This window comes from Janthinobacterium sp. BJB426, from assembly GCF_002735705.1.
Lineage (GTDB): Bacteria > Pseudomonadota > Gammaproteobacteria > Burkholderiales > Burkholderiaceae_D > Janthinobacterium.
This window is the reverse complement of record NZ_PDZL01000005.1, coordinates 1-12,559: the sequence shown is the minus strand read 5'-3', so window position 1 is coordinate 12,559 and position 12,559 is coordinate 1. Positions and strand designations below refer to the sequence as shown.

Annotated in this window: 10 protein-coding genes; 5 read left to right on the top strand and 5 right to left on the bottom strand. The window is 64.3% G+C overall.

Annotation, left to right across the window (positions count from 1 at the left end; all coding sequences use genetic code 11):
- Window position 1: 1 nt before the first annotated feature.
- Complete coding sequence (locus CSQ93_RS09960) at window positions 2-892, bottom strand: YicC/YloC family endoribonuclease (protein WP_099377928.1); 891 nt, start codon at window positions 890-892, stop codon at window positions 2-4.
- Window positions 893-1,194: 302 nt separating this feature from the next.
- Between CSQ93_RS09960 and rph the strand changes: the two genes are divergently transcribed.
- The 3 genes from rph (at window position 1,195) to hemW (ending at window position 3,917) form a co-directional block, all read left to right on the top strand.
- Window positions 1,195-1,923 carry a ribonuclease PH gene (gene rph / locus CSQ93_RS09955; protein ID WP_035821321.1) on the top strand — a complete coding sequence of 243 codons (729 nt, stop codon included), beginning with the start codon at window positions 1,195-1,197 and terminating at the stop codon, window positions 1,921-1,923.
- 138 nt (window positions 1,924-2,061) lie between these two features.
- Entirely contained in the window at window positions 2,062-2,646 is a 585-nt protein-coding gene (rdgB, locus tag CSQ93_RS09950; protein ID WP_099377927.1) for an RdgB/HAM1 family non-canonical purine NTP pyrophosphatase, read from the top strand.
- Window positions 2,643-3,917, top strand: a complete 1,275-nt coding sequence (gene hemW / locus CSQ93_RS09945) for a radical SAM family heme chaperone HemW (protein WP_099377926.1) — start codon at window positions 2,643-2,645, stop codon at window positions 3,915-3,917. Before rdgB ends, hemW begins: the two co-directional genes overlap by 4 nt.
- A gap of 14 nt (window positions 3,918-3,931) precedes the next feature.
- Here the strand turns inward: hemW and CSQ93_RS09940 are convergent, their stop codons facing one another.
- The 3 genes from CSQ93_RS09940 to CSQ93_RS09930 all read right to left on the bottom strand — a co-directional run bounded on the left by CSQ93_RS09940 (window position 3,932) and on the right by CSQ93_RS09930 (window position 8,163).
- Window positions 3,932-5,119 (bottom strand): tetratricopeptide repeat protein, encoded by a 1,188-nt coding sequence (locus tag CSQ93_RS09940; protein WP_099377925.1) that lies wholly within the window; start codon window positions 5,117-5,119, stop codon window positions 3,932-3,934.
- 130 nt (window positions 5,120-5,249) lie between these two features.
- Entirely contained in the window at window positions 5,250-6,968 is a 1,719-nt protein-coding gene (locus tag CSQ93_RS09935; protein WP_099377924.1) for a methyl-accepting chemotaxis protein, read from the bottom strand.
- A 121-nt stretch (window positions 6,969-7,089) separates the two neighbouring features.
- The gene (locus CSQ93_RS09930) at window positions 7,090-8,163 is read right to left on the bottom strand and encodes a patatin-like phospholipase family protein (protein WP_099377923.1); all 1,074 of its coding nucleotides are present in this window, start codon (window positions 8,161-8,163) and stop codon (window positions 7,090-7,092) included.
- Window positions 8,164-8,366: 203 nt separating this feature from the next.
- Between CSQ93_RS09930 and CSQ93_RS09925 the strand changes: the two genes are divergently transcribed.
- Window positions 8,367-9,215 (top strand): hypothetical protein, encoded by an 849-nt coding sequence (locus tag CSQ93_RS09925; protein WP_158301190.1) that lies wholly within the window; start codon window positions 8,367-8,369, stop codon window positions 9,213-9,215.
- Between the two features lie 67 nt (window positions 9,216-9,282).
- Here CSQ93_RS09925 and tal read toward each other — a convergent pair whose 3' ends face one another.
- Window positions 9,283-10,218, bottom strand: a complete 936-nt coding sequence (gene tal / locus CSQ93_RS09920; protein ID WP_034753971.1) for a transaldolase — start codon at window positions 10,216-10,218, stop codon at window positions 9,283-9,285.
- 207 nt (window positions 10,219-10,425) lie between these two features.
- Here tal and CSQ93_RS09915 point away from each other — a divergent pair.
- The coding region (locus CSQ93_RS09915) for a type VI secretion system Vgr family protein (protein ID WP_099377921.1) at window positions 10,426-12,559 on the top strand (2,134 nt) is incomplete at its 3' end.

Here is a 12,559-nt window from a genome sequence, read left to right as displayed (position 1 = left end):
CTTACTCCAGGTTCTGTACCTGTTCGCGCATCTGCTCGATCAGCAGCTTCAAGTCCATCGAGGCGTCGGCCAGTTCCTTGACGGACGCCTTGGCGCCCAGCGTGTTGGCTTCGCGGTTCAGTTCCTGCATCATGAAGTCGAGGCGCTTGCCCACTTGCCCGCCCTTGGTGAGGATGTGGCGCGTTTCGCCCAGGTGGGCCGACAGGCGCGCCAGCTCTTCCGACACGTCGATGCGGATGCCGTACAAAATCACTTCCTGGCGGATGCGCTCCATGGCGTCCTGGCGCGACAGGGCCGAATTCGAGCCCTGACTGGCCAGGCCCAGCGCGTCCTGCATGCGCTCGATGGCTTTTTGCTGGAAGGCCGCCACCACTTGCGGAATCAATGGCGTGATGCGCTTGACGATGGCTTCCATCGCCTCGATGCGCGACACCAGCACCGCTTCGAGCGCGGCGCCTTCGCGCTTGCGGCTGTCGACGAAGGCGGCCACGGTGCGGCGGGTCAGCGCGCCCACGTCCGCCTGCAGGGACTCCTGTCCCACTTGCGCTTCTTCGATGACGCCAGGCCAGCGCAGCAGTTCGGCCACCGTCATGACGGGAGCGGAGACAAAATGCTGGCCCACTTCGTTTTGCAGGCGCGCCAGTTCTGCCAGTAGGGGCAGGTTCAGCGCTTGCGTGCCGTTTGTGGCGGCCTTGCGGCCAAAGCTCAGGCGTACCTCGACTTTGCCGCGCGTGATGGCGGACATGACGGCGGCGCGCAAGTCAGGCTCCAGGGCCCGCAGATCGTCGTTGATCCGGAATTGCAGGTCGAGAAAGCGTGAGTTGACGCTCTTGATTTCAATTGTCAGTGTGCCTGCAGCACCTTCGCTGGTGGCAACCGCGTAGCCTGTCATGCTTGAAATGCTCAAAGGATTCCCCGATTTGGTCTTGTATACAGTCACTTATACACTTAATCAGCCAGCGCAGGCAATACCGCCCGCGCCGCAAAAACAGAACCGCATGGTCTGATGGCCTGAAAATTGCTGAATAGTGTGCGTTTTACGGCATTGTAAAGAAAATTGTGTTTGGCGGGGCAGGATTGTAGGGATCATGTGTGCGCGGCTCGCCATTGCGTCCTGCGCTGTTGCATGACTGCAAATACACGGGCGCGCGGTGGTAAAATCGCTGCCGCAACCCCAATCACACAGGACATCCCATGACATTTGAATCCCGCCCGAGCGGCCGCGCCGTCGACGCGCTGCGCGCCATCCGCATCACCCGCCAGTACACCAAGCATGCAGAAGGCTCGGTGCTGATCGAGTGCGGCGACACCAAGGTCATCTGCACCGCCAGCATCGAAGACAAGGTGCCGGGTTTTCTGAAAGGCAAGGGCCAGGGCTGGTTGACGGCCGAGTACGGCATGCTGCCGCGCTCGACGCACACGCGCATGGACCGCGAAGCGGCGCGCGGCAAGCAGTCCGGCCGCACGCAGGAAATCCAGCGCCTGATCGGCCGCTCGCTGCGCGCCGCCTTTGATTTGCAGGCCTTCGGCGAACGCACCCTGCACCTCGATTGCGACGTCATCCAGGCCGACGGCGGCACGCGCACGGCCTCGATCACGGGCGCCATGGTGGCCGCGTATGACGCGTTTTCCCAGCTGCAGGCGCGCGGCGCGATCACCGCCATTCCCGTGAAAAGCTTCGTCGCCGCCATCTCGGTGGGCGTCTACCAGGGCATGCCGGTGCTGGACCTCGATTACGTGGAAGACTCGGGCTGCGACACGGACATGAACGTGGTCATGACGGAAGCGGGCCACTTCATCGAAGTGCAGGGCACGGCTGAAGGCGCCGCTTTCGACCGCGCCGGCATGAACCGTTTGCTGGACCTGGCACAGGGCGGCATCGCCGACCTGATCGCCCTGCAGAAGCAGGCTTTGGGGATCTGATCTTTACATAGATTTACACATCGCTGCCCGCCGCGCCGGGCAAAAAGCCCACACTTGCCGCCGTTGAACTCGGCGGCGGGCCAAGGTGAGGGGAGCGCAAAAGGTTTACAATGTCGGCACTTCAACCGGACTACTGACATGACCCAACGCCTCATCCTCGCCTCCAACAACGCCGGCAAGCTCAAGGAATTCAACGAGCTGCTCTCGATCATCGGTTTTTCCGTCCACGCCCAGGGCGAGTACGCCGTGCCGGAAAGCGACGAACCATTCCACACCTTCGTTGAAAACGCGTTGCAAAAGGCGCGCCACGCGTCGCGCCTGACGGGCTTGCCGGCGCTGGCCGACGATTCCGGCGTGTGCGTCAATGCGCTCGGCGGCGCGCCAGGCGTGTACTCGGCCCGCTATGCGGGCGAGCCGAAATCGGATGTGGCCAACAGCGCCAAGCTGATCGCCGACCTGGAAGCGCATGCCGACAAATCCGCCTATTACTACTGCGTGCTGGTGTACGTGCGCCATGCGGACGACCCGCAGCCCGTGATCGCCGATGGCCGCTGGAATGGCGAGATGATCGCCACGCCGCGCGGCCAGGGTGGCTTCGGCTACGATCCGCACTTCTTCATTCCCGCGCTGGGCAAGTGCGCGGCCGAACTGACGTCCGATGAAAAGAACGCGCTGTCGCACCGTGGCCAGGCCCTGCGCGCGCTGGTGGAAAAGCTGCGATGATCCCGATCAAACTGGTGGGCGCCGTTGCCAGGTCGGCAGCCAAGCCGAATACCGCTCCCGCGCCGCAGGAAGGCATTTCCGGCGCGGCCGGAGCGGCCCTGAAATACCTGCAGCCGGGCGCGCTGAACCTGACGGCCCTGCCGCCGCTGTCGCTGTACATCCATTTCCCGTGGTGCGTGAAAAAATGCCCGTATTGCGACTTCAATTCGCACGAGGTGCGCGGCGACTTGCCGGAAGCCGAATACCTGGCCGCCCTGCGCCTGGACCTGGAAATGGCGCTGCCGCTGATCTGGGGCCGCAAGATCCACACCATCTTCATCGGCGGCGGCACGCCCAGCCTGATGTCGGCGGCGGGCCTGGACCGGCTGATGTCGGACGTGCGCACCTTGCTGCCACTGGAGCCCGATTGCGAAATCACCATGGAAGCCAATCCGGGCACCTTCGAAGCGGAAAAATTCAAGTCTTACCGGGCCAGCGGCATCAACCGCCTGTCGATCGGCATCCAGAGTTTCAATGGCCGCCATTTGCAGGCGCTGGGCCGCATCCATGACGATGACGAAGCGCGCCGCGCGGTGGAGATCGCGCACGCCAACTTTGACAATTTCAATCTCGACCTGATGTATGCGCTGCCCACGCAAACCCTGGCCGAAGCGCAGCAGGACCTGGACACGGCGCTGTCGTTCGCGCCGCCGCATTTGTCGCTGTACCACCTGACGCTCGAACCGAACACCTTGTTCGCCAAGTATCCACCGGTGCTGCCAGACGATGACGAGAGCGCGGACATCGCCGACATGGTGGCCGCGCGCGCCGCGCAGGCGGGCTATGGCCGCTATGAAGTGTCGGCGTATGCGCAGCCGGGCCGCCAGGCAAAGCACAACCGCAATTACTGGGAATTCGGCGACTACCTGGGCATCGGCGCGGGCGCGCACAGTAAAATCTCGTTCCCGCACCGCGTGCTGCGCCAGGCCCGCTACAAGCAGCCGCGCGCCTACATGGACGCGGTACTGGCCGGTAGCCCCGTGCAGGAAGAGCGCGAACTGGCGCGCGAGGAAATGGGTTTTGAATTCATGCTCAATACCCTGCGCCTGACGCAGGGTTTTTCGCCGAACCTGTTCGCCGAGCGCACGGGTCTGGCCCTCAACGCCATCGAGCAGCCGCTGAATGCGGCCGAAGCGAAAGGCTTGCTGTACCGCGACCACCAGGTCATCCATCCGACGGCGCTGGGATTGTCCTTCCTGAATGACCTGCAGCAGATGTTCCTGGAAGACTGACGCTGCCTGATGCGCTAATGCGCGCTGGCGGCGCGCAGGCGCTGCAGCTTGGCTGCGTACAGCCCGTGCTCGCCGCGCGTGGTGCTGTTGTCCATCGCCAGTTCCAGCTGCCTGTCCGCCAGCGAGGGTTGTCCCATGCGCGCATACGCCTGCGCCAGCCAGAAGTGGAATTCATGGTAATAGGGGTCACGCGCGATCTCGCGCTTGAACAGGCGTGCCGCTTCCTGGTAGTTGGCGCTTTCCATGGCGCGCTGGCCCTGGTTGAAAAAGTGGAAGGGCGGCTCCGGCTGCAGGGCCAGCAATTTGCGCCGCAGCAGCTGCGCTTCCTCCGCGCGTCCCAGGCCGTCGAGTGCCTGCGCCAGGTTGGACAGCAGCACGGTGTTCGATGGCGAGCGTTCCAGTGCGTAAGCGAGCGTGCGCCGGGCCGGTTCGGTATCGCCGTGGCGCAGCTGGATGATACCCAAGGTATTCAATGCACCCGCAAACGTGGGGTCTTGCTGGATGGCGGCGCGGGCATACCAGTAGGCTTGGTCGAGTTCGCCGTTGGCCATGGTTTCGGCGGCGCGATTGTTGAGGTACATGGCCAGGATGGTTGCTTCGCGCACTTCCTGCGTGCGCTGACCGGTGAGGTCTTCGCCAGGCAGGAAGTCGATGAGCAGGATGGAATCGGCCTCGTAGCCGGCGGTATTGCCGATGGCGCGGCGTTCCAGCGTGAGATTGACGTGGCCGGCAACGAAATACATGCCGCTGCTGCGGCTCCAGTTTTCTTCTCCCAGGACCACCTGGTAGTGCACGTCGAGTCCCATCTCCTTGGCCAGTGCTGCCGTCATCAGGACCAGCGACAGGCAGTTGCCGCTGCGTGCATCGAACGCCTGTGCCGCCGAGCGCGTGATGGCGGCATCATATTCCAGTTGCAGCCCCGCCCGGTTGTGCAGGGCATCGGCCAGCGCGCGGCGGGGATTTTTGGTACGCGCTTCGCGCGCGATATCGACACGCACATAGTGCCGCATGGCCTCGCTCATGGCAAACGCCTGCTGCGGGTCGACCGGCACGGCCGGCGCGGCAAAGCTGGCATCGTTGAAAAGGTTGGGCGGCAGCTGGATCGTGGGCGCAGTGGCGCAGCCGGCAAGGGCTGCGCACAGCAGCAAGGGGGGCAGGAAGCCCAGGCGCAGCTGTTCGCTGACGCGGCGGATACTTTTCATGTTCGTGCTCCCGCAAAACGATGTCAGGCGCAACACGTATCGCTGCCGGTGGAGCGCCATGCCACCTGAAGCCAGTATCCTCGCGCGCCAGGGCGCTGTCAAACCCTTTTGACGGACCCTGTTGCCCGCCTTAAAACTCTTCCCAATCCTGCTCGCCAGCCACCTGCGCTTGGGGCTTGCGCGCAGCAGGCGCGCTCCTGGTTGCGATGCTGGGCTGCCTGGCGGTGGTGCTGTTGGCCGCCGGCTTGGCCAGCCGGGTGGGCGCCGACCGTGCGGTGCGTACCGGCGCCGCTGCGGCCATGTGTTCGAGCTGGAAGCCGGCCGCCACTTGCGCCAGGCGCGCGGCCTGGTCCTGCATGCTTTCGGCGGCTGCCGCCGCTTCTTCCACCAGGGCCGCATTTTGCTGCGTCACCTGGTCCATCTGCGCGATGGCCTGGTTGACCTGGTCGATGCCCATGCTTTGCTCGGCGCTGGCGGCAGTGATCTCGGCCATGATGTCGGTGACCCGGCGCACGCTGTCGACCACTTCGCCCATGGTGTTGCCGGCCTGCTGCACCAGCCGCGTGCCGTTGTTGACCTGCTCCACCGAGTCGCCGATCAGGGTCTTGATTTCGCGCGCCGCCGCGGCCGAGCGCTGCGCCAGGCTGCGCACTTCCGTGGCGACGACGGCAAAGCCGCGTCCCTGCTCGCCAGCGCGCGCCGCTTCGACGGCCGCGTTCAGGGCCAGGATATTCGTCTGGAAGGCGATGCCGTCGATGACGCCGATGATGTCGACGATTTTCGTCGATGCCGTATCGATGGCGCCCATGGTGTCGACCACCTGGCTGACGATGCTGCCGCCCCGTTCGGCCACGCCGGAGGCGGCCACCGCCATCTGGTTGGCCTGGCGCGCATTGTCCGCATTCTGCTTCACGGTGCTGGTCAGTTCTTCCATCGACGATGCCGTCTCTTCCAGCGAACTGGCCTGCTGCTCCGTGCGTGCCGACAGATCCTGGTTGCCGGCGGCGATTTCGCCCGACGCCGTGGCAATCGCATTGGTACCCGTCTGCACTTCCGACACTACCTTGCGCAGTGCCTCGTTCATGCCGTGCAGCGCGCGCATCAGGTCGCCGATTTCATCGCTGGCGGGCGTGCCGAAGTGCGTGCGCAAGTCGCCGTCGGCCACCGTTTCGGCGACCTTCACGGCGGCCTTCAACGGTTGCGTAATCGAACGCGTGATCAGCCAGGCGCAGACGCTGCCCAGCGCCACCACCAGCACGCACAAGGTCAGCAGCAGGGTGAAGCTGCGCCCGTTGGCCGCCTCGATCGCTTGCGCCGTGGCGTCGATGGCCTGGCGCTGCTGCGATAGCAGGGCCTTGACATTGTTCTGGTACTTGGCGGCGGCGGGCGCGAAGCTGTCGCGGTAAGTGCTTTCCGCCTGCGCCGCGTCGCCGGCCTTGCGCGCATTCATCACCAGGGTCTTGGCGTCCTGGTATTTGACGCGCTCGGCGATGGAGGATTTGAAGATGGCTTTTTCCTCGTCGCTGTCGAGCAGCGCCTCGATTTTCTTCAGCAGTTCGCTGCCCTGTTTCGTGCTGTCGGCGATGGTGTCGGCAAACACGCTCGACAGCGTTTCATCCGTGCTTTTGGCGATCATCGAGGTGCGCGCGATGGCCGAGTAAATCAGCACGTACCAGTCCGAGACGAGGCGTTCCTTGGCGAGCGGTTTTTCCATCATTTGCCGCGTCGCTTCGGCGTTCACGCTGGCGCTGTACAGCGCGTACGAGGTGGAAATCACGGACAGCAGCAGCACCAGCGCGAAGCCTGCAGCCAGGCGCGTGCCGATACGAAGGTGGGAGAGGGCGTGCATGGTTGGAGCTCCTGTCGCAGAGGGGATTTAATTGCCTGTGCGACATAGTATGCACTGATAAGTGACCAATAGGCGAGGGAAAAGCACGCTTGTTTTCGAGCCTGTTGCAGTCTCGCCCGTGCTACAGGTCGAGCGCCTGGCGCAGGTTCGGCTGCTCGGCCCAGCGGGCGAAGGCGGCCGCCATGCGTTCGCTTTCCGCGATGGCGCGGCGCCAGTCGCGCATGCGCGCTGCATGATCCTGGCCGTAGTGCGGGAAGTCGCGCCGGTCCGGCAGTTTGCCATTCGGCAGGCTGGCCACGAAGGCGGGCGAGGGCGAGACGAGGATCATGTTGTCGAGTGCGCTATCGCCGCTGCGCGCGCGGCGCCAGGGCATGGCCTTGTCCAGCCAGCCCGGCACGATATGGTCGGCAAAATGCGGGTACAGCACCAGATCCGGTTCGCGCTGGTAGGGCAGGTGCAGATGGTAGTCGACCAGGCCGCCGTCCCAGTAGCGCCCGGGCGGGGCGCCGGCGATGTCCGTCACGGCGTCAAGCACCAGCGGGATGGAGCCGGAAGCGAGCAGCGCGTCGCGCAGGTTGTCCTGCGCCAGCGGCACGAAGTGGGAATGAAAGGCGTCGAAGCGCGAGCGCAGCCAGCTGGCACCGTCCGGTCCGGCATGGAACACGGTTCGTTCCAGCGAGGCGGCCAGACGCGCCCGCGCCACGGCGTTGCCGGCGGCCGCCAGCAGGAAGCCGCGCCGGTCGCGCCATTTGCCCGGCTGCGCCAGCGCGCCGATGCCGCGCACGGCCAGCACCGACAGACTATGTTGCGCATGCCGTAGCAGCTGCGCATCCTGGCCATCGAGGACGGCATCGAGCAGGGCGCGGCAAGTGCGGCTGACGTGCGCCGCCTCGGGCTTGTCTGGATAGCGCTGGCCCACGTATGCGCGCACCAGGCGGCGTTGCGCGGCCACCGGGTCGGGAAACACGGCGGCGGCCATGCGCCAGGCGCCGATCGAGGCGCCGACGAAGTGGCGCGGGCGCGGCGCTTGCGCCAGAAAATCACCGAACAGCCAGCAATCGAGCTGGTGCAGGATCAAGCCTTTCGGCCCGCCTGCGGCGGCAGGGACGATGGCGATGTCGCTCGCGCACAAGCCGTTTCCGGCAATGCGGGCGCGGGCGCGGCGGCCCAGGCGGATGGTGATCGGTGATTGCATGAGTTGTTGTTAGCGGCCTGTAGCCGCGTATTTTACCGCCAGCGTGGCGCCACGACACAATCGCACTCGCCATAGTCACATTGTTAGTATTAATAAATTTCTTTAAGGCAACCATTCTCTTGAGAAATGTTGCATAATATTGGACGTTGAATTTTTGGCATGTGCCAAGGATTCCTTATGTCTTGCTTTTTGATTGGAATTTTATGCAACTGAATCACGCTTTTGTTCTGACCCTCATCGCTGGCTCTCTCGTTGCCTGCGGCGGTGGCGGCTCGTCCTCCCCAGCTGACCCGGTAGTCGCCGTGAATCCACCCGTGACGCCTGTTACGCCGCCAGTGGTGCCTGTCACGCCGACCGCCACTGGCGAAAACACGGGCACCGTCAGCGCCCGTTTCGTCAATGGCGACAACAGCCGCTTCGTCTTTACGTCGATCGGCTTGCAGAGCAATGGCAAGGCCAGCACGCTGGTGCAGGATACCTCCGGCGCCTTGAGCACTATCGGCAGCATCGTCTTGACGGGCAACCCGGCCGTGACGCGTGAAATCAGCGGCGACGCCAGCTTTGCGCAGGGACGCTGGTTCAAGGGCTCATTCAGCAATAGCTCTGGCGCCACGACGTTGAGCGGCAACAATGCCAGTGCGCATTACGTCGCCTATAACGTGCTCGCCACACTGCCAGCGACCGGCACGTTCACCTGCGATGCAGGCACGTTCACGGCGCCAAGCTATACGGGTGGCAGCAGCGTCTCGTCGACCGCTAACTTCGGTACCGCCAGCGGCAATGCCAGCATGTCCTTCGATGCCTCCGGCGCCAAAATAGCGCTGACCATCGACGCCAGCGCAGGCGGCAGCACGGGTAAAGTAGCGGCTTCGACGACCATGGCTTCGGCCGCGTCGAGCAGCATCACCGGCGGCTACCTGTCGAATGGCACGGGCGCGCAGCTGATGCTGGGCGACGGCGGCGCTGGCCGCTATCTGCTGATCGCCGCTTACAAGGCGCAACTGGCAAATGGCGCCAATTACCAGGGTGTGGCCACATTCCGTTGTTCCTGATCACGCGGGCATGAAAAAAGCGGCGCCGTGCACTGCACGGACGCCGCTTTTTTTACGCACGTCGTGATTAGCGCAGTGCCGCGATCATCTGTTTCAGCTTGCCGGAATCGACGCAGAAGGCGCGGATGCCTTCGGCCAGTTTTTCCGTCGCCATCGCGTCTTCATTCATCATGAAGCGGAAGGCTTCTTCGTTCAGCGACATTTGCACGATGTTGGTCGATGGCGCCGCTTCGGCGCTCAGCTTGCGTTCCACCGGCGCATCGCTGTCGGCCAGCTTTTGCAGCAGGTCGGGGCTGATGGTGAGCAGGTCGCAGCCGGCCAGTTCGAGGATTTGCGACGTGTTGCGGAAGCTCGCGCCCATCACCTCGGTCTTGTAGCCGAACTTGCGGTAGTAATTGTAGATGCGGCGTACCGATTGCACGCCCGGATCTTCCGCGCCCATGTAGTCAATACCCGTCGATTTCTTGTACCAGTCGTAGATGCGGCCGACGAACGGCGAAATGAGCTGGGCGCCCGCTTCGGCGCAGGCGATGGCCTGGGCCAGCGAGAACAGCAGGGTCATGTTGCAGCGGATGCCTTCCTTTTCCAGGATGGCGGCGGCGCGGATGCCTTCCCAGGTGGAAGCGATCTTGATCAGCACGCGTTCGCGTGGAATGCCGGCGTTCGAATACAGGGCGATCAGGTCGCGGCCCTTGGCGACAGTACCTTCTGTATCGAACGACAGGCGCGCATCGACTTCGGTGGAGACGCGGCCGGGGATGGTTTGCAGGATTTCCACGCCAAAGGCGATCAGCAGGCGGTCGATGATTTCGGCGGTCGAGGCATTCGGATGGTCGCGCACGGCCTTTTCCAGCAGCGGCTTGTATTCATCCTTTTGCACGGCCTTCAGGATCAGCGACGGATTCGTCGTCGCATCGCGCGGCGTGTAAGCCTGGATCGATTGGAAGTCGCCGGTGTCGGCCACCACGGTAGTAAATTGCTTCAGTTGTTCGAGTTGGTTCATGGCTGCACGGGAAAGAGTGAATGGGCTTGCCGGAGTATTGTACCGAATCCATTGCCCGAAGCATCGACTATTGTCTTCCCCGCGCACTACTTGTTCAATTGAATCTTGCTTTTTTGAGAACTCGCGCATAATTGCCTGGACTTGTTTATTTTGCACATTGTTTTGATAAGCAATGTGCGATGCCACTTTCCAGATGAAGAGCATCCTTTGACACAAGATATCGTTAGCGCGGTAGCCGCCTTCAATGGCGCGACGCGCCTGTATGCATTGTCCATCGGCGACGATGGCCAGGACAGCGGCTTGCTGGTCGAAGCCTTTGCCGCCGATGAACGGCTGCAGGAGGTTGGCGCGCGCGAGATTATCGCCTTGTCCACGAATGCCCATGTTGCGCTGGCCTCCTTGCTGGGCCAGCCTGCCAGCCTGCATATCAGCCTGGCCGACGGCACGCGCACGCAGTTTTCCGGCTATATCAGCGCAGCGGCCATGCTGGGCAGCAATGGCGGCCTGGCGCGCTACCGCTTGCGCATCACGCCCTGGCTGTGGCTGTTGACGCAAGTGCGTAACAGCCGCGTATGGCAAGACCGGAGCGTGACGGCCATCGTCGACGAGGTATTGCAAGCCTATGCGCCGCATGCCCTGTGGCAATGGAGCGACGAGGTGGCGCAGTGCATGCGGCAGGCGGGCGAGCGCAGCTATTGCTGCCAGTACCGGGAATCGGACTTCGATTTCGTGCGCCGGCTGCTGACGGAAGAGGGCATCGCCTGGCGCTTCGAGGCGCACACGCTAATTTTGTTCGCCGACAGCAGCCAGCCCTGCGCCACGCCCGAGGACGCCAGCAGCGCGCAAGGCGGCGGCTTGCGTTTTCATGGCGCCAGGGCCGGCGAAGCGAGCGACAGCGTGCAAGCGCTGTGTGCGCGGCGCAGCCTGCACGTCGGGCTGAGTAGCGTGCTGAGCTACGATTACAAGGCCAAGAAGGCGGTCGCCGCCAGCGTGCCGACGAATCTGGCCATCGGCGGCAAGCATGCCCCCGTGCTGGAAAGTTACGATACGCCGGGCCAGTACTGGTATGCGAATGGCGCGCAGGCGCAGCACTATGCCGCGTTGCAGATGCAGTCGCGCGAAGCGCGCGCCCAGTTGTGGCAGGCGCGCTCGACGGTACGCACCCTGCGCGCCGGCACGCGGTTCACCCTGACGCAGGGGCCGTTGCCGCAGGCCGATGGTGCCGCGTCCGACTATGTCGTGCTCCGCGTGGCCAGCATCGGCATCAACAACCTGCCGGCGCCCGCGTCGCAGGCGCTGGCAGAACTGTTCGGCCCAGTGCCCGAATTGCTGGAAGAAGCCATGCCAGGCCTGGGCGACGGCTTTGCCGACTTTGCCGCCGCGATTGCCCAGGCGAAAGCCAGCGGTTACGCCAACTGCATCGAGATGCTTGCCGCGGCAACGCCATGGCGCCCCGTGCATGACGGCGGCGACGCGCGCCACCACCCGAAACCGACGGCCTGCGGCAGCCAGAGCGCTATCGTCGTCGGCGCCGACGGCGGCGCCAGCGGCGGCAGCGAAATCCATTGCGACAAGCTGGGCCGGGTGCGCATCCGTTTCCACTGGCAACTTGACGGCAGCGCCACCTGCTGGGTACGCGTGGCGCAGCGCTCGGCCGGCGGCGGCATGGGCAGCCAGTTCCTGCCGCGCATCGGCCAGGAAGTGCTGGTGCAATTCCTGGAAAACGATATCGACCGGCCCATCATCGTCGGCGCCCTGTACAACGGGCAAGGCGAGGGTGGCGTCGCGCCCACGCCGGGCGGCATCACGGACAAGCCCGCGGACGCCAGCGTCTTCGAGCCGGCGCGCGACCATGCGCCATCGGCGCAGGGCAACGTGGCTGGCGGCAACAGTCCGCTCTGGCATGGCGCGGCTGGCGGCAGCGCGGGCCACCGCAACGGCGCGGCGCAATGGGGCATCCGCAGCAAGGAATTCGGCGCCGCCGGCTCCGGCTCTGGCTACAACCAGTTGCTGTTCGACGATACCGACCAGCAAGGGCGCATCCAGCTCAAGAGCAGCCATGCGGCAAGCGAACTCAATCTTGGCCACCTGATCCATGCGGCCGACAATTACCGGGGCAGCCTGCGCGGCACGGGCGCCGAGCTGCGCACGGACGCTTACGGCGCCGTGCGGGCCGGTGCCGGCCTATTGATTTCCAGCTACCTCGTCAACCACGACGCGCAGGCGCGCGATCCGGCCGGCGACAATGCACCGGGCATGGTCTTGCTCAAGCAGGCAGCCAAGCTGGGTGCAACCTTCAGCGCCGCCGCCGTCACGCACAAGACGGTCGCGTATGCCAGCC

Bases quoted from the DNA above. Each gene is read 5' to 3' on its own strand.
- CSQ93_RS09940 (WP_099377925.1), bottom strand. From the start codon at position 5,119: ATGAAAAGTATCCGCCGCGTCAGCGAACAGCTGCGCCTGGGCTTCCTG.
- CSQ93_RS09925 (WP_158301190.1), top strand. From the start codon at position 8,367: ATGCAACTGAATCACGCTTTTGTTCTGACCCTCATCGCTGGCTCTCTC.
- hemW (WP_099377926.1), top strand. From the start codon at position 2,643: ATGATCCCGATCAAACTGGTGGGCGCCGTTGCCAGGTCGGCAGCCAAG.
- CSQ93_RS09935 (WP_099377924.1), bottom strand. From the start codon at position 6,968: ATGCACGCCCTCTCCCACCTTCGTATCGGCACGCGCCTGGCTGCAGGC.
- rph (WP_035821321.1), top strand. From the start codon at position 1,195: ATGACATTTGAATCCCGCCCGAGCGGCCGCGCCGTCGACGCGCTGCGC.
- CSQ93_RS09960 (WP_099377928.1), bottom strand. From the start codon at position 892: ATGACAGGCTACGCGGTTGCCACCAGCGAAGGTGCTGCAGGCACACTG.
- CSQ93_RS09930 (WP_099377923.1), bottom strand. From the start codon at position 8,163: ATGCAATCACCGATCACCATCCGCCTGGGCCGCCGCGCCCGCGCCCGC.
- tal (WP_034753971.1), bottom strand. From the start codon at position 10,218: ATGAACCAACTCGAACAACTGAAGCAATTTACTACCGTGGTGGCCGAC.
- rdgB (WP_099377927.1), top strand. From the start codon at position 2,062: ATGACCCAACGCCTCATCCTCGCCTCCAACAACGCCGGCAAGCTCAAG.